General features: G+C 37.3%; 16 protein-coding genes and 6 pseudogenes. 18 read left to right on the top strand and 4 right to left on the bottom strand.

Annotation, left to right across the window (positions count from 1 at the left end; genetic code table 11):
* Positions 1-26 precede the first annotated feature (26 nt).
* Entirely contained in the window at positions 27-473 is a 447-nt protein-coding gene (locus NYE22_RS12920; protein ID WP_231940252.1) for a site-specific integrase, read from the bottom strand.
* Positions 474-606: 133 nt separating this feature from the next.
* Between NYE22_RS12920 and NYE22_RS12915 the strand changes: the two are divergent.
* The 6 genes and pseudogenes from NYE22_RS12915 to NYE22_RS12890 all read left to right on the top strand — a co-directional run.
* Positions 607-1361: pseudogene (locus tag NYE22_RS12915) on the top strand (DnaB-like helicase C-terminal domain-containing protein); the annotation flags it as partial.
* Positions 1351-1572 carry a hypothetical protein gene (locus tag NYE22_RS12910; RefSeq protein WP_029726456.1) on the top strand — a complete coding sequence of 74 codons (222 nt, stop codon included), beginning with the start codon at positions 1351-1353 and terminating at the stop codon, positions 1570-1572. The pseudogene NYE22_RS12915 and the gene NYE22_RS12910, both read left to right, overlap by 11 nt.
* A 79-nt stretch (positions 1573-1651) precedes the next feature.
* Complete coding sequence (locus NYE22_RS12905; RefSeq protein ID WP_342411898.1) at positions 1652-2296, top strand: hypothetical protein; 645 nt, start codon at positions 1652-1654, stop codon at positions 2294-2296.
* Positions 2297-2632: 336 nt separating this feature from the next.
* Positions 2633-3385: a hypothetical protein gene (locus tag NYE22_RS12900; RefSeq protein ID WP_029726454.1), complete on the top strand. Its 753-nt coding sequence runs from the start codon at positions 2633-2635 to the stop codon at positions 3383-3385.
* 92 nt (positions 3386-3477) lie between these two features.
* Positions 3478-3933, top strand: coding sequence for an ArpU family phage packaging/lysis transcriptional regulator (locus NYE22_RS12895; protein ID WP_342411897.1), 456 nt, complete (start codon positions 3478-3480; stop codon positions 3931-3933).
* Positions 3934-4142: 209 nt separating this feature from the next.
* Positions 4143-5408, top strand: coding sequence for a hypothetical protein (locus tag NYE22_RS12890; RefSeq protein WP_342411896.1), 1266 nt, complete (start codon positions 4143-4145; stop codon positions 5406-5408).
* Between the two features lie 209 nt (positions 5409-5617).
* On the opposite strand, the gene NYE22_RS12885 is transcribed toward NYE22_RS12890, so the two are convergent.
* Positions 5618-6034 carry a type II toxin-antitoxin system HicB family antitoxin gene (locus NYE22_RS12885; protein ID WP_268469807.1) on the bottom strand — a complete coding sequence of 139 codons (417 nt, stop codon included), beginning with the start codon at positions 6032-6034 and terminating at the stop codon, positions 5618-5620.
* Between the two features lie 69 nt (positions 6035-6103).
* Positions 6104-6286, bottom strand: coding sequence for a type II toxin-antitoxin system HicA family toxin (locus tag NYE22_RS12880; RefSeq protein WP_010329616.1), 183 nt, complete (start codon positions 6284-6286; stop codon positions 6104-6106).
* A 157-nt stretch (positions 6287-6443) separates the two neighbouring features.
* Between NYE22_RS12880 and NYE22_RS12875 the strand changes: the two genes are divergently transcribed.
* From NYE22_RS12875 to NYE22_RS12840, 8 genes and pseudogenes are all read left to right on the top strand, one after another.
* Positions 6444-7082, top strand: a complete 639-nt coding sequence (locus NYE22_RS12875; RefSeq protein ID WP_339202598.1) for a hypothetical protein — start codon at positions 6444-6446, stop codon at positions 7080-7082.
* 28 nt (positions 7083-7110) lie between these two features.
* Positions 7111-7581 (top strand): hypothetical protein, encoded by a 471-nt coding sequence (locus NYE22_RS12870; RefSeq protein WP_339202600.1) that lies wholly within the window; start codon positions 7111-7113, stop codon positions 7579-7581.
* A 289-nt stretch (positions 7582-7870) separates the two neighbouring features.
* On the top strand, positions 7871-8344 hold the full coding sequence (locus tag NYE22_RS12865; protein ID WP_339202602.1) for a hypothetical protein: 474 nt from the start codon (positions 7871-7873) through the stop codon (positions 8342-8344).
* Between the two features lie 107 nt (positions 8345-8451).
* The gene (locus NYE22_RS12860; RefSeq protein ID WP_342411895.1) at positions 8452-8817 is read left to right on the top strand and encodes an HNH endonuclease; all 366 of its coding nucleotides are present in this window, start codon (positions 8452-8454) and stop codon (positions 8815-8817) included.
* 227 nt (positions 8818-9044) lie between these two features.
* Positions 9045-9560 (top strand): phage terminase small subunit P27 family, encoded by a 516-nt coding sequence (locus tag NYE22_RS12855; protein ID WP_163136870.1) that lies wholly within the window; start codon positions 9045-9047, stop codon positions 9558-9560.
* Positions 9557-9769, top strand: a pseudogene (locus NYE22_RS12850) (terminase large subunit); the annotation flags it as partial. The gene NYE22_RS12855 and the pseudogene NYE22_RS12850, both read left to right, overlap by 4 nt.
* A gap of 10 nt (positions 9770-9779) precedes the next feature.
* Positions 9780-9987, top strand: a pseudogene (locus NYE22_RS12845) (peptidoglycan-binding domain-containing protein); the annotation flags it as partial.
* A gap of 341 nt (positions 9988-10328) precedes the next feature.
* On the top strand, positions 10329-11183 hold the full coding sequence (locus NYE22_RS12840) for a hypothetical protein (RefSeq protein ID WP_130572389.1): 855 nt from the start codon (positions 10329-10331) through the stop codon (positions 11181-11183).
* A 43-nt stretch (positions 11184-11226) separates the two neighbouring features.
* On the opposite strand, the pseudogene NYE22_RS12835 reads toward NYE22_RS12840, so the two are convergent.
* Positions 11227-11417, bottom strand: a pseudogene (locus NYE22_RS12835) (hypothetical protein).
* Positions 11418-12340: 923 nt separating this feature from the next.
* On the opposite strand from NYE22_RS12835, the gene NYE22_RS12830 reads away from it, so the two are divergent.
* The 4 genes and pseudogenes from NYE22_RS12830 (at position 12341) to NYE22_RS12815 (ending at position 17064) form a co-directional block, all read left to right on the top strand.
* Positions 12341-12634, top strand: coding sequence for a hypothetical protein (locus NYE22_RS12830; protein WP_342411894.1), 294 nt, complete (start codon positions 12341-12343; stop codon positions 12632-12634).
* 214 nt (positions 12635-12848) lie between these two features.
* A pseudogene (locus tag NYE22_RS12825) lies at positions 12849-12935 on the top strand (hypothetical protein); the annotation flags it as partial.
* Between the two features lie 426 nt (positions 12936-13361).
* A pseudogene (locus tag NYE22_RS12820) lies at positions 13362-13675 on the top strand (T7SS effector LXG polymorphic toxin); the annotation flags it as partial.
* Positions 13676-14382: 707 nt separating this feature from the next.
* The gene (locus tag NYE22_RS12815) at positions 14383-17064 is read left to right on the top strand and encodes an NTTRR-F1 domain (protein ID WP_342411893.1); all 2682 of its coding nucleotides are present in this window, start codon (positions 14383-14385) and stop codon (positions 17062-17064) included.
* The last annotated feature ends 97 nt before the right edge of the window (positions 17065-17161 follow it).

Here is a 17161-nt window from a genome sequence, read left to right as displayed (position 1 = left end):
ACTCAAGGAACAAAACAGCATGTGTGTCATGAAGGGCGTGAATAGGGAGTTTCTAGACCAGCTTTATTTAGTATTCGGACAAAAGCATTATAATGTGAACCATCTTTGCGAGTGAAGACTAAGTTAAGGTCATGGTGATAGATCCCGTTAAGCTGAAGTTTATCTTTGTTTTGTCGTTTTCTAAGTTCGTGAAGTTCATTTACCAACCTTTGATCAATAGTAATAATACGCCTGGATGTATAAGTCTTAGGGTCGCCAAATAATTCATCTTTTGAAGCTGCTTTAAAATCTAGAGTTTTAGAAATTGAGCTGGTTTTATTTTTTAAATCAATATCTGACCACTGTAAAGCAGCAGTCTCGCCTTTGTGCATGCCAGTATTTCCGAGTGTTTTAAAGAAAATATAGTACATATAACCATATTCATATGCTACACGTAAAAAAAGAGGTATGTCATCGCAATTGATAAACTCCATATAGTATTCTCGTTTTTTATTTGTTTTAATCTCGATACCATAACAAGGATTTTTTTGAGCTTTCCTAATATTGCTGCTTTCTCCATTGCATTTCGCATTGTTGTATGGATAATTTTGGTGTTTAATACAATAATTGGTTATCGTTGCCGCTCGGCCGTCTGTCGGGAAAACTGCTTTTTGCTTAAACGTTGCGGCAAATTCTATGGGCAGTTCAGTAAATCAATATAGCGGCGGTGCAGTAGGTATTTTCTCTCTTGAAATGTCACGTAAGCAGCTCTTAAAAAGAATGGCGTCCATTCTCGGAAATATCAATGCAGATGTGCAATGAGAACAGGAAATTTGACAGCTAATGATTGGAACAAGCTTTCACAAGCAAATGATATTCTCGGTTCCGCTGATCTAAGAATATTTGACCGCCCGGGCGTCACAGTAAATGAGATATGGTCAAAGGCAAGGAAAATGAAACGGGAGTATGCCGGCAAGGATATCTTGATCATTATTGATTATTTGCAACTGATTACAGGTTCAGCAAAGCACAGGGGGAACAGAACACAGGAAATAGGCGAAATAAGCCGTATGCTCAAGCATATGGCTCGAGAGTTAGACATTTGTGTGATTGCTCTTAGTCAGCTTTCAAGGGGCGTTGAACAGCGGCAGGATAAGCGCCCGATGATGTCTGATATTAGGGAATCAGGGCAAATTGAGCAGGATGCGGATGTCATTGGGTTTCTTTATCGGGACGATTATTATGACAAGGAAAGCGAAAGTAAAAACATAATTGAAATCATTATTGCTAAACAGAGAAACGGTCCTGTTGGTACTGTCTCATTGGCGTTCATTAAAGAATATGGATTGTTCTTAAATTTGGAGCGCAGGTTTGAAAGTTAGAGATTGGTATCGAGAAGCGCTGCGGCATAATTATTATTCTCTCATTCTGCTGATAGAGTTTTTGGTTTATGAGAAGAAAACCATAAACCTGCAGGATCCGGAACAGGCGCTAAATTTTTATTTACAGGAAAGATTTAAGGATAAAATGAACGCTTATTTGTTGGCATACGAGCAGCGGGTTAAGGAAGGAAACAAGAGATTTGGGGATTGAATATTGAAATCTTATTTGGTTGGGAATTATTGAAACTATCTTCCATTCAGATCGTAAGATTAGTTGGAGGAGGGATAATATGAATATAGATAAAGAAATATTTAAGATGGCACTAGAGATAAAACGTGCTAAGAGTTTCAAAAATGTGTTTTGGATATCATCTTTTTTAAAATCTAAAGAAGACCGAAGGAAAAAGAGGCTTTTCTTCTTTCTGGGGGTTGTTGGTATAATAGCTTACTTTCTAATCGGAAGGGAATTTTTATTTAAAAATTTATATTATTTATTTGAAGAATTAACTGCTATATTAAATATCTCAAAGTATAACGCTATTATATTCACTATAAGCCTTTCAATCTTTCCAATTATGGCGATAATTGCGATTACTTTAAGGAAATACGCAATGTTGGTTGACCCTGAATGGGAGATTGGTGATTTATATTATTCACTTTCATATAGGGCCATAAAAAAACATTTAAATAGAAAAAAATATAATGATAAAGTTATTGAACAACGCATTTTACCTTATATAATTTCGAAAAACTCCAATCTTGAGTTATATTCAATTGGTTCATTTCTTAAAATTGTTATACCATCTATTGTAGTAGCTATACCTGTTAGTATTTTTGGGATAGGCTTTACAACAAGTATTAATGATAACACAGCCAATCTAGGAGATTTTAAGAGCTTTTTATTAGCCCTTGGAGTTATTACAGGTATGTTATGATTTATTGGAGCAGCATCATTTAAAGCACTACCTTCTTTAAATATTTTTAGTGAAAAAAAGCATATAAGGAACTTGAGCTAATTTTACAAGGATATTTATTAGAGAAAGAAGTTAAACTTGATAGTAGAAAGAAGATAAAGAGAAAAGTTTAAATTATGTCCAAGACGGAAAGCCTGCGGACACTGAGCCTACAGCTATAACGCTGTTTGTTTCGGTGTTCTTTTTTTTACTAAAGAACTCCCTAATGACAACAGATTGATATGTGGGGTTAGCACGTTGAGGGGGAGATTGTAAATTGATAAAATAGGATGATAAAGAAAAAGAAGGTGTTAATTGATGAATTTAGTAGATAGCTTTAAAACGCTTTTGGCCTCCTTTGGAGTGCCTACTATCGTTATTACAAGTATATTCATTGCTGCGAATCTTTTTAAGGTTTTTCAGCCTATTACTATGTTTTCTTCAGTTGTTTTTGAACAAAAGCTGTTCTCTAAGGAAAAAATGTTCATTGTTAAATTATGCAAGTACATTTTTTATACATTAGCCTGGATGGTTATTTTTGCCTCCTTAGGGGAGACATTAAGAGAAAAACTCAATTGGGATTATAATAGAAACTGGTCTGTTACAGCTGAAGTCATAATAGGGATAATAATTATTGTCCTTGTATCTTTAAATGAAATAAGAAACCCTGAGCATAAAATGTATAAGATAAAATCTAATGGTTTTTTTAAAATTTTTATGGTTTGTTTATATTTGTTGCTTTTATTCATTTTCTACATTCAGGTATATTTATTGCTCGCTTTTCCTCAATTCAAAGAATTTGATATGTTAACTGCTGCTATATTGATGTTTTTTATAACCTGTACTGCGATTCCTGTTATAACAGGAATTGTATTTAAGTCGATTAATTTAACATACGAGAAACATGTTTTTATAGAAGATGAAGATAAAAATGAGTGGTTCATATTACATCCAATAAGTAAGGAAGTCATTTTATTGGGAGATAAATATGACCCTAGATTATGCACAAAAACTATGGTAGTGAAATTAGAAGACTTATATAAAAAGCCGATAAAAGTCTATAAAAATTAAGTCCAAGACGGAAAGCCTGCGGACACTGAACCTACAGCATTAGCGCTGTTTGTTCAGTGTCCTTTTTATTTTGAATAATCAGGAGGTTAAATATGAATCAAATGACATTAAACCTGCCTCAGATTGACGAAGAAGCCACTAAAGCAAAAGCAGAGCAGCTGCTTGATCAATACCGGTTATATCTCTTACAAGTGCCAGATGATTTTTTACCAAAGGTTACACCAACTTATAGCGTTGTTCCGCCGAGTATTACGAATGAATTTCATTCATCGACAGAAGATGCAGCATTAAAACGTCTTGATTGGGAGATTCAGCGTGATAAATTTCTAAAAAGGATTCAAAGGGCTGTTAACCGGCTTACTCAAAGAGAACGACAGGTCATTGTCATGCTCTATATGCAGCCGGAAGAAATGTATGATTATGAAGTGTATGGTGAAATGGACCTGAGCGCGCGCAGCTATTCTCGTGTTAAAGCAAAAGCTCTTTACCGATTGGCATTTGCTCTGAGGGAAGAGGTTTATAAGAAAGTGTCACCAGTTAAAGAATGAATTACAAGGCTTATCTATATGGATAAGTCTTTTACGTTGCATTTTTTTTCAATTCCAGGTGCGTAATTCAGTTTAAGGATATTGGTCGAAAACAAAGAGGACAAGGGGGCGGCTTGGTTCAACGAGTTGCAAAGTATAGTAAGATATGGATAATTCCTAGATTTGTTAGTAAGATTTAAGTTAAGGGAAACAAACAGGAGGAAACTATAATGATATTGCCAATTGAGAAGTGGTTAAATGAACAGGAGTTTAAAGAAGATATAAAGGATTTATTTATTGAGTCTATAACATGTTATAAAGCTTCAGCTTATAGGGCAGCGCTTTTATTTTCTGTGTTAGGTTTTCAGTCAATTATTAAAGAACGGATACTCAATTCAGAAAAGCCAACAAACATAAAAGATCAAAAATGGGGTGCTATAACTAAAAACTTAAGAAAAGATGATTCTTGGGATAAAGAAGTTAACGAATGTATAAAAAGAAACGATGAAAATAGTAGAATTTTTGATTTAACAGATGATCTGAGGCAACAAGCTGCTTACTGGAAAAACAGGAAAAATGATTGTGCGCATTCTAAACAAAATATAATTGATTATTCTCATGTAGAATCTTTCTGGCTATTTTTAAAATCAAACCTACCCAAATTTGTTGTAAATGGTGGGGTAGATTCATTGTTACAAACGATAGATAAACACTTTAATCCTGATTTTACTAGTATAAAAGCAGATCCCACCAAATTATTAAAAGAAGTGTCTCTTATATTAAATAATGATGAAGATATAGATAAGTTTACACAAGGAATCTATGAAGTATTCTTAAAATACGATGATCTTCATCCAATATCCCCCAATGAAAGAGAGTTATCTTTTTATAATGAACTGATTAAACTTCCAAGAGTATCTCAGAGTGTAGTTGATTTAATTAAGCAGAGGGGGGCTTTGGGTCTTGAGGCACAGTTTTTATATGATTACCCTCAATCAATCACTAAATTTTATCATAGTGAAGAAGGGGCCCGGAATTTTTGGAGAACAAAACTAATAAAAATGGGTTATAGAAAGTTTAAAATCTTAGCGGCTTTATTAAGAAATGGATTGATTGATAATGAGAAAGAAGAGGCTATAGATTTTTTTATAAGGAATATCTCAAATGAGAAATTTAATGAGGATGTAAATGTTATTAGTGATTTGCAAAAAAATGGATATTTTGATCACTATAAAAAAATTGTGTTTGAAGATAGATTAATAAATGTTTTTGATTGGGCTAATAGCGCAAGACATTCAATTGATGGGCATTTGGATGTGATTGGTTTAGATGATGTTGTTTGTGAGTCAATAAACAGTGTTTTTTCTTCAGGGTTTTATCCATGGGATATGCAGAAAACTCTATATATGTATTTCCTTGATGAAAGTAAAAGTGCTAAATATATCAATGTATGTTCATCTTTAGGAATAGTGCCAACAAGTAACTTAGGGTTTTAATATATGGCACAAGCTTGGCAGGATAACGGCACACCATTTTGTTTTATGTAATGTATTATGGCAGTAGGCAAATAAATCGACAGGCGCTTTCCCTCGGGCGAGTGCTTTTTCTATAAAAAAGAGCAGCCAGCCGGCTGCTCAATAAATAATTATTTTTTGCTTGTGTTAAATTATATTTCAATGGTTTTGTTTAAGTTAACTTAAGACAATTAAGACCTTGGATTTTTATAAATCCCAAGATGTTCTTTAATTGCATCTTGAAGTAGATGAGAGTAATTGATCTTATGCTCTTTTGCAATCTCATCCATCCAACGTGGAATTGTTAATGTTTTCTTAACAGCTGCGTTTTCCATTTCATGACGGAAAGGCGGCATCCAGGTTTCAATTAGTACGATGCTTTGACTTTCTTCAGTTTTAATTTCCTTGGTAGGTGTTGCTGCAGGAATCTCGTCACCATCTTGCTCAAGTCCGTATAGATGTAATGCCATAGCTTCTTTTGCCATGGTAAGAGCTTCTTCGTCTGTATTGCCACATGTTATGCAACCTGGTAAGTCAGGAAATGTAACTGTGATTCCGTCATCGTCATAATCGAAAAGGGCTGGATAAATGTAACGATCTTTTTTCATTTGATGCAAAACCCCTTTTTCATTTTATTATATCATTATTTATTTCATTAACTCCTTTGGCAAGGAGGGCTATTCTAGCCCTGCCTGCTCAAGGATTGATTTTACTGTTCTTTTTGGTAAGTCTTTTTTTGGATGTGGGATGGTCACAAGTCCTTTTTTATGAGGATGTCTAAACTGATGATGACTGCCTTTTACTCGGACTTCGTACCATCCATCATTTTTAATTAGTTTGATTATTTCTCTGGAACTCATTAGATGTTTACCATCTCCTTTCTATACTCTCATTATAACACGTATAAAAATACGTGTAAAGTTTTAATTAAAGTTAGGGGACTTTTTTTCGACAAATTCTGCAAATTATTTCTTATTTCTTCTCTTTTGCCGATAATATAAGGTGGGAGGTGAGAAAATGGATTTAGGAGACAGAATAGGTCTTGTAGTAGCTACTGCAATATTCACACTTTTAGGAAACATTTTGTTTAAGTTTTTTCAAAATAGAACTGATTTTATGGTAAGTATAAAGCAGTTTAAACGAGATCATTACTACAATCAGCTTAATAAGTTGTATATGGAACTTTATGCAATAGTATGTCAATCAGAATTTTTGAGAAAATTTCATCACATAGATGAAATGAACTCTATGAAAGAGGTTCCTTTTGTAGAAATAAAAAGAAAAATCGAAAAGATACAACTAAACTTAGTGACAGGTGAGGAAGAATTAACAGGTGAGGATGTAGAGACAGCTATAACTAGGTTTAATAAGGAAAATATTATTTCGTTAATTATGGATAACAAACAATATGCTTCTCAGGAATTGTTAAAGTTAGCTGTTGGATACAGATATTGTTATGAATACTATACAAATAATAATCTTGTGGAACCTGAATTAGAAACGTTTCAAAAAACTGAGTTGGATTATATTTATAAGATTGTTACGAGAATAGTAATGGAAACTAATGAAAAACTCAAATTTTGTAAAATGGATTTTAGCGATGCAGAACGCAAAACCGGGAAACTAGACAATCAAATTTATGTTGTAGACAATTAATCCAAAGAGGCTAGAGGGTGGGAAACCTTTGCTAGAACTTTTCAAATCACTAGGTATACCGATTTTAGCCTCTGCCTTCACAATACTCTTTACTACAGTTCTAACTTTGGTGAAGGAAGTCTGGCTTGAAAAAAGAAATCATATACAGCTATTAGAAAAAGATAAGTTAAAACTATTATATAATAAGCTGTTTGCTATTAAATTAAAATTTTATGATAGGTTAGATTTTGCAGATATATTTAGTAACGAAACAGAACCATTACCTAATCCAGATTTTAGTGTTTGGGATCATACGATTGATTTAGTCAAGCCTCTAATTGATGAGCATATTCACCTCTTAGAAGAAAGAGATGTAGAGATATGGGGGCTTTTTTTAGAAGCAGAGGGGGCTGAATATTTTTACGAAGAGGCATACTTTCCTAAATATAGAGCTTTTCTGGTTTTCCTAGAAAGTACCTCTAGAACATACTTAAAGTTATATAAGAAATATCACATCTGAAGAAGCACCTCTAAAGTGTTTTTATTCATTGACGCTTTCCTGATCGAGAGGGCGTTTATAGTTTGAGAAAAATATTAAAGCCCCGCGTTCGATGACAAGGGCTGAGTGTACTCCTAATGCAACGCGAGGCCTTAATAAGAGCGAAAATTTTTAATCGTAGGTGCACTCGCTCATGAGTGATTTATTTCCATGAAAAGATGGATTTATTCATTCTATAAAGTGCTTTTTCACAATGGCGAAATTTATATTAAATGTCTATGAACAATAAGGCAGTAGGTGGGAATCACAAATGGATAATCAACTATACATATGTCCAGAATTTAAAAAGTTTCAGTTTGATAAAGTACAATCATTAATACAAGACGTAAATGAAAGACGTTCAGGCGGATTATGGACATCGAGTTATATTCCAGGTAAAGGATCAAATTGGATGTTAGGACCAAAATTCGTTAGAGAATTTGTTGAATATAATAAAGGTTATTTATTTAAAGTTAAAAGTAAAGCTAACATTTTGCACATTAAATGTTATGAAGATGAGGAATACTTTAAAAAATTCTATAATTCTAATCCTGCAAATGTCGCTAAAGAATTTGATGCTTTACATCTAGATATAGACTATATTGAAATGATAAAGGCAAAGTTTGAGCAATCTTTTTTTCTTTTCTGGTCAACTGAAAGTACTTGGTGGTTCAATGTGAATAATCTAGAACTATTAAAAGTATTTGATGGAAGAGAATTAAAAAACATGTTAATTAAAAATTAATAACATTATTTAAACGTCTTTTTTATAAAGGCGTTTTTTAATATGAATAATTATGAAAGTAATATTAACTAAATTGGAATGATGTTTTATAAGGACGGTCGAGTTTAATGCCTCTTAAGCCATTAAGAATATGCGCCGCCCCTGGGTGCCCCAGCCTCACCCGTGGCCGGTACTGCGATACACATGAGACACAGCAACAAGAAGAAATAAAACATTACAACAAACATTCAAGAAACAAAACAATAACAAGTTTTTATAAATCAAAAGATTGGAAACGAACAAGACAACTTGCATTGATAAGAGACAATTATCTTTGTCAGCATTGTTTGAAAGATCATTGCTTCACTTCGGCTGATATGGTGCATCATATTGTGGAAGTAAAGGAAGATTGGGCGAAAAGATTAGACTTGTACAACCTTGTAAGCCTGTGTAACGCCTGTCACAACAAGGTTCACGGGAGTAAGGGCAAGTGACCCTCCCCCCTATCCAAATCTCTGGAAAGGCAACGTTTGGAGAACGGCGCCCCCTCTTCTGCAAACAAACACCGCTTTTCAAAGTTCCGGAAAAACAAAATACCCTCCCGGCGAAATTGCCGAGAGGGCTTGGTACGACTGGTTTTGTTGTTAATTCCATCGTATCACGATTGGTGAAAAAAACAAGCAAAAAATGCAACTTTTTTGATGTGGAATGAGGTGAGAACATGCCGAGACCTGCAAAATCCGCGACGCTTCAATTGATACAGGGCAACCCAAATAAAAAGAATACGGAAGAGCTGGCCGCCCGGGCTGAGCACGAGAAGAAAATGAAAATGCGATCCGATAATATAAAACCGCCATCGTGGTTGGATAAGGTCGGGAAAAAAGAATTCAAACGGGTTGCTGCTCTATTAACAGAAGTTGAAATCATCACGGAAGCGGACATCAGCGTGTTGGCTGCCTATTGTAATGCATATTCGCAGTATGTATCAATTTCTAAAATCATTGAAGAAGACGGGATCATGGTCCATACAGAAGGAAAAGACAAAGACAGCAACCCAATAAAGCTTGTTGGTGAAGAGCATCCTTTGTTAAAGCGGCAAAAGAATTATTTTGATCAAATGAAATCAGCAGCGAATGACTTTGGCCTTACACCGTCTGCCCGGGCAAAACTTGCTATCACCCGTACCCAGGAAGAGCGGGAAAAGACGGCTGCGGAGAAGGAGTTTAAAAACGTATGAAGACAATCAAACAATTTCTCATTGATTACTCGCGCGATGTGATATCGGGTGAGATTGTGGCGTGTGAAAAACACATATGGGCCTGCGAGCGTTTTTTAAATGATGTGAGTCGGGAAGGCACAAGGGAGTTTCCTTATGTGTTTGATGATGAAAAAGCCCGCCGGTTCCTTTACTGGATGGCTCAGTTTAAACATACGAAAGGGCCTTTGCTGGGAGCTCAAAGGGGATGACGTAAGGCAGATTCAAAAAGCGCTGGCTGCGCTTTATTTCTACCTGGATAAAAGGGGCGAAGAATAACGGTATTGATGGCGTGTATGTCCCGAAAACAGCAAATGCAGTCAAACGTTTCCAGCCAGTAAACAGTCTGACTGCTGACGGCATTTATGGTCCGAAAACGAAAGCAAAACTTGAAGCACTATTAAAATAATATAATAATCCTCCCTTGCTAATTGTGACATTACGTATCAAAAATAGCCCTTTAGTAGCTGACTTTTTTTGTTACAATGATGGAAATAGTAAGGGGGGATAATATGGCTTTACTTCGCTTTATAAGTTTGTACGGAATAGCCATCATTATATTGGCGGTCATAGCGAATTTTGCTCCATTTTTGGCGATGCCGTTATACTATATTGCCGTAGTTGCATTAGTCTTTCTGATTGTTTATCTGATATATCATTATACCCGAAAAAACAGTGGGAGGAAAAAGTAAAATTGTAAAGAAATGTATATAAGAGGGCGAGGTGACTGATAAATAGGAGGAGATTATCGTGAAAAAGATATTGCTTTTTTGCCTGACTTTCTCTTTGGTATTTAGTATCTTCGGTGAAGCAGCGAGCGCAGCACCTAAACAAAAGTCACAGCAAGATATTACTGACATTAGAAATTACGTTGAAAAAACAGTTCCTTTGTTGAAATCTAGCCTAGAAAATCTACCCAAAAACTCTTCTTTGGAAAAAATCGAAAAAGTAATTTCGAATCACTACAAAAACAATCCAGCACCTAAAGCATTTAGCAATCCAGACATATCGCTTTATGATGTTTTCCCAGAAATGAAATCAGAACTAGAAAAATTCAACGGTAAAGCTTTCAATATGAACAGCTTTATGGCTGAACAAGAAAAAAGCAAATCCTATGGGGATGTGCTTACTTTTGAAACACAAAACAGTACGGTTAAGGTTTATCTAGGTGATCTGGGGGATATCCAGATACTTGAGCAAAAAACTTTAACTGACTCTCCAGACTCTGATGCAAGCGTCCAAGGCACTACAAAAACAGAAAGGACCACTGGTATTGCTTATGGACTTGGTGGACCGAAGCTCTTCACACTTTGGGCCGAAGGAAGATTTAAATATGACGGCAAAAAAGTTTGGGCTACTTATAAAGATGGCGACTATCAGCGCCACCCGATGGGGACAGCTTTGGCAATCTCTCCTAGGGTATTAGGACAAGACCGGGACGCCAGCCATGGAGGATATGCCTATAGAGAGGTTTATTCACGTATATATGTTGAATCCATTGTAGGTTTTAAATGGGCCGGCATCGTTTTAAACTCAGCTCTTGTTGAGGCGTTTATAGGGTCTACTGCAAAAGGAAGTGTTTACGGAGGCGTGAAGAAAGTGTAAAGGTAATAACCTCGCCCGAAAAGCCCGTCTCATAAGGCGGGCTTTAAATAATCCATAATTTCTTTTCTTTATCCCAAGAAAGAGCACCTTTACGAATTAAGCTTTTTGTAGTCTCACGTATTTCCTGTTCACTTTATCCGGTCTTTCTTTTTAATTCTGGCAAAGTCGGGTTCTTTCCATATAAACGCATGTTAACGATATGATCCGATATAACTTACGTTCAAAATCATTCATGTTACAAGCCTACTTAATAATTTTTCTCAATAATTTGTTAGTGGCTTTACCAGCAGCACGGCGAGCAATTCTTTTCCCGAGCGTTCCTTTTATTGCGGCTTGCACATTACCCAAGATGCGTGCTAAAGTATATAAAAATCCGCGGCTTTGTAAAGACTCAAAATGGTTACTCCCTTATCAAGTTCATACATTAATTATAACAGAAGAGAAATGCCCATATTGCCCACGGTTTGCCCACACTTTTTTATAAACCATTGCAAACCAGTTCAAATAGACATATAATGATGCCTTGCAAAAAGCCTGACGTAATAGGATTTAGTTATAAATGGGTTGTATTCTAAACCCTAGAGGAACAATTGATCTGATGGTCACTAAAGTTAAGATATATTCTAAGTTTATGACCAAAATCAAGACCAAAATTTGACCGAAAAATATAACTAATCATACATACTGTATTACAATTTTATACGAATGAACTTACTGAAACGCGTGATAAATAAGGGTTTTCATTGTTATACATTATGTATATTATCTAAAGAATCATGTTCCGCACGCAAGTATATTCTTTAGAACGCGAACAGTATATGTCTCAGTATTAATCTTTCAACCCCTTGGCACTATTGGTGTTAAGGGATTTTTTATGTTAATAGGTAATAATTTATGGAGCAGCACTGCTAAAAAGCAGGGTCACTTTTATCTATGTCACTAATAAGTCTATGTACTAAATTTTTAATTAGGGAAATAATTCCATGCTTAAGGAAGCAATACGCATAAATAATTCGACAAACTCTGTGATAATTCCATTGTTCAATACTTCTACCAGCAATAATAAGATGAGTGGGTAGATGTTTATCATTGACATCATAACCAAATAAATCAATAATTACGATGAAATCTAAATCAATTTTCAAAAAGGAGATTTTATGAAAAAATTGACTATCTTCTCCGGGGGATTAGGAGTGGTTTTTTCTATACTGGCTCAACTGTTTGCGGTTATAGATGACTCTTACACTTTGGGGAATTTATGGTTTTTAGGTGCTTTGGCGGGAATTATAACCATGCTTGCTTCAATCCAGACAAATAATAAACCAGTCTTCAGCATATTATTAATTGCTAGTTCAGTAATAGGTCTACTTGGAACTGGTCTTGTATACATCATACCAACACTTTTCAATATAATAATAATTTATAAATTTTCAAAAGTAAGCCAATGGTAAAATAAAGGTTCTTTTTTATTTAGTATCCCTTTGACAAGGTCGGTAATGAATCGCAGAATGTTGCAGCTAGGGCTTCCGTGGGCATGATTATCGAACGCCATGTTTCTAGGATACCGGAATTGAAACATTTGCTGAGACATTTCGTGAAGCTGATCACCAAATGACCATTTCCATAGAGGCACGTCTAAAGAAGCTATCATAGGAGGACAACACTGTGTGGAAAGCTTTAAGTCAATTACTCAAGAAACAGAAAAATCAAAGTCCAAGCGATGAAGATTATATACAGATTCCAGAAAAGGATTTTAATCTAGAATTAAAACAAATGATATTTGAATTGGAGAGCCTGGGGGAAGTAGTATCGAAAAAGCTGCAGAATAAGTATATAGATGTTTTTGAAGTACAGGGTAAACCAAACCTTAGCATCAAAATTTGTAGAGACATAGATGGAGATGTGCTAAATGATTTTACAGCTGAGAGATGTTTTGAAAAAGAATACCGTTCACAAATAGCAATTAATTACTATCAACCTGCAATAGTCTGTGATGAAGAATTAGACTGTTTCACAATGGATTTGTGGTATTACTACGGTGGATATAAAGGGACGGGTTGTGGAACTTTATTCGATTTAAATAATAATGACTTAGAAAAAGAAATTGAAGAGGCGCTAATATTTTTACTCAATGACAAACAATTCGAGAAATAAAAAAGAAAGCAGCAAAGAGCTTTCAATCAACTGATGAAGCTAAGAAAAGCGTTTAAGAATTAGCTGACTTGGGTGACAGCGAGTTTTCCAGGAAGGGTGCAGACAACATTAAAGCATTTTATCATGATCATGCCGGCATTACAGATCAATGGATCGATCGGATTGACATGGAAATTGCTTTCTTAAGCATCATTTTTGCAAAACTTGTAGATGCAAAGATGTAAGATACTTACATAGAAGAGTCATTTTTAAAACATGAGCTGGCTAACGATTACACAAAATCAAAATTCATTATGTCTGAACAAAAGAAAACGATGAAAGACATTCTGAATAACATCATTGAATAAATATCTTAAGAGGATAAAAAAGTGAATTGGTCAAAGGAATTGAAATATTTAAAAGGGCTATTAGGCTCCAAAACGCTTGCAAAAGATTTAAAAATCCAAATGAATGTTTAAGTATTTGTTTTCAGGTTTAGTGATAACTATGTCTATACTTAAAATTATATCCATTTGATAATCCAGAGAGAAAAACCTTAATGTCCCGTTTAATAGGGGAAAGAACTATGATATCTCCTAGTCACCAATATATAAGAAATGGGACAAGCAAAGATTTGTTAGGCGCAACTTTAATTAAATAAAATAGCAATCTTGTGATAATAGTAGCTAAGCTGTTGGTACCCTTGCCAGCAGCTTTTATAAAACGTTTTTTTGACTTTAGTTGCTCTTTCTTAGTCTGATAAAACTTCTTCATTAGCGTCCGCTTCTCAATCTAGGATATGTGAAATCCTCAATCGCATTGCAAATTCCCGAAAAGCTTTTTCTGTCTTTAAATCAAGTTCAAACTTCATTTTCTCGGCCGTCTAAGAAGCTAATTTACTGTTTCTTCTTTTCAGGTTCCATGTACCGGTCTTTACAGTGTCTGGAAGAAAAAGTGATTCGGGGCATTCATCTTTTTTTATTTCAGCTAGCGAAGTGAAAGACCGATGGCATTTTTCCTGCATATAATAGCTGGAACTATTCAAAAAGGCAGGGAATGAAGTTGAGTGAATGATGTGATTGTAAATGGAGGTTTTGAAACAGGCAATCTGACAGGCTGGGCTTCTGCAAATACGTCCGTTATTAATACTTTTGCCCATTCTGGAAGATATTCCGCACAGTTTTTCAGTAACCAGCCGTATGCTTTTTTAGGGCAGATCGTGCCTGTCGTTTCTGGACAATCTCTGATATTCATCGTTTCGCTTGGGAGAATTGGAAACAATTCCAGTCCCCAAGTAACTATACAAATTTTATTTGTTAACAGTGAAGGCGAAGAGATTGAAGGCGGACAGGAAATTATCATTGCTTCCGGAAATTTGCCAAATGTCTCATTTAATACATGGAATGAAATATATAAAACAATTGAAACCCCCGCTGAAGCAGTAAACGCAGTAGTGGTAATAAGCAAAACTACTTTTGGGTCTGTTCTAATTGATGATGTTTCTTTAATAGAGTCTGCTGGGGGAATTGGACCGACTGGACCAACAGGAGCAACGGGAGCAACGGGAGCAACAGGAGCAACAGGAGCAACAGGTCCAACCGGATCAACGGGAGCAACAGGAGCAACAGGATCAACAGGAGAAACAGGAGTAACTGGTGCAACTGGAGATACAGGACCAACTGGAGTAACAGGTGCAACCGGATCAACCGGAGAAACTGGTGCGACGGGAGTAACTGGTGCGACGGGAGTAACTGGTGCAACGGGAGTAACTGGTGCAACGGGAGTAACAGGTGCAACGGGAGTAACAGGTGCAACCGGATCAACGGGAGTAACCGGAGCCACTGGATCAACAGGCGCAACAGGAGTTACTGGAGCAACTGGAGCAACTGGAGCAACTGGAGCAACTGGAGTAACAGGATTAACTGGTGCGACGGGAGTAACTGGTGCGACGGGAGTAACTGGTGCAACGGGAGTAACCGGAGCCACTGGAGTAACAGGTGCAACCGGATCAACGGGAGCAACAGGAGTAACAGGTGTAACCGGATCAACCGGAGAAGCTGGTGCAACGGGAGCCACAGGAGCAACGGGAGTAACTGGCGCAACAGGAGTAAAGGGATCAACCGGAGCAACAGGTGCAACTGGAGTAACAGGGGCAACAGGAACAACAGGAGAAACTGGTGCAACAGGAGAAACAGGAGTAACGGGAGCAACAGGAGCAACAGGAGTAACAGGTGCAACTGGAGAAACAGGAGAAACAGGAGAAACAGGATCAACCGGAGAAACGGGAGCCACAGGAGAAACAGGAGAAACAGGACCAACAGGAGCAACCGGTCCAACAGGAGTAACAGGAGCAACCGGAGAAACAGGATCAACCGGAGTAACAGGACCAACTGGTGCAACCGGAGTAACAGGACCAACTGGTGCAACGGGAGTCACTGGAACAACAGGATCAACAGGAGAAACAGGTGCAACAGGATCAACGGGAGTAACTGGTGCAACCGGAGCTACAGGAGTGACAGGAGTAACCGGATCAACCGGAGAAACGGGAGCCACAGGAACAACAGGAGAAACAGGAGTAACAGGAGCTACTGGTGCAACTGGAGCAACAGGACCAACCGGTCCAACAGGAGAAACAGGATCAACAGGTCCAACAGGATCAACAGGAGCAACCGGATCAACGGGAGCTACTGGAGCAACAGGAGAAACAGGATCAACCGGAGCAACCGGACCAACGGGAGCTACAGGATCAACGGGAGCTACAGGATCAACCGGATCAACGGGAGCAACAGGACCAACAGGAGCAACCGGATCAACGGGAGTAACTGGTGCAACCGGAGCTACAGGAGTGACAGGAGTAACCGGAGAAACAGGATCAACAGGATCAACCGGAGCAACAGGTGCAACGGGAGTAACCGGAGCAACCGGAGTAACAGGAGAAACAGGATCAACAGGAGTAACCGGTCCAACAGGAGAAACAGGATCAACAGGAGTAACCGGTCCAACAGGAGAAACAGGATCAACAGGATCAACAGGATCAACCGGAGCCACTGGTGCAACGGGAGTAACTGGAGCCACTGGTGCAACGGGAGTAACTGGAGCCACTGGTGCAACCGGAGCAACTGGTGCAACGGGAGTAACCGGAGCAACCGGAGCAACAGGAGAAACAGGAGCAACAGGATCAACGGGAGTAACAGGAACAACAGGCGCAACCGGAGTAACGGGAGCAACAGGATCAACCGGTCCAACAGGAGTAACAGGAGTAACAGGAGTAACAGGGGCAACTGGTGCAACAGGACCAACAGGATCAACCGGTCCAACGGGAGTAACAGGACCAACCGGTTCAACCGGGGCAAATCCACAGCTGTTTTACAGTGAAATAGCAGGCCCCGTTCCGGTTGCTATTAACGGTACTGAAACGTCGATTGGTACTTTAAGTGTGCCAACAGTCGCAGGACAATTAATAAAATTAGACCTTGCCATTTCTGTAGATGTTACAACGACAGCTAACTCAAACTTTACTTTTCAAACCAGAATTTATAGAAACGGAGTATTAGTAGATACACGCTCCGTCCAAAGAAATATCAACGCTGCAATTACGTCAAGATTTCCAATTGCTACAACGTATGTAGATGCTACAACGGTCACAGGCACGACTTCTTATGAGATTAGGATAATCTTCACAACAGTAAGTAATGTGAGTGGCAGCAGCGCACTAAACCTAGATATAAATGCTATTAGGTTCCCTTAATAATAGAGAATTAAAAAATCACTTTTAAAAAAATTCAAGCATATGAAACAAGAAACCTACTTTTAAACAGTAGGTTTCTTTGTCGTGGTATTGAAAC

Origin of the sequence: Bacillus sp. FSL K6-1560 (assembly GCF_038592935.1) — a bacterium.
In the GTDB taxonomy this organism is placed as follows: Bacteria; Bacillota; Bacilli; order Bacillales; family Bacillaceae; genus Bacillus; species Bacillus subtilis.
The sequence above is the reverse complement of the archived record's forward strand: the minus strand, read 5'-3'. Positions and strand labels throughout refer to the sequence as shown.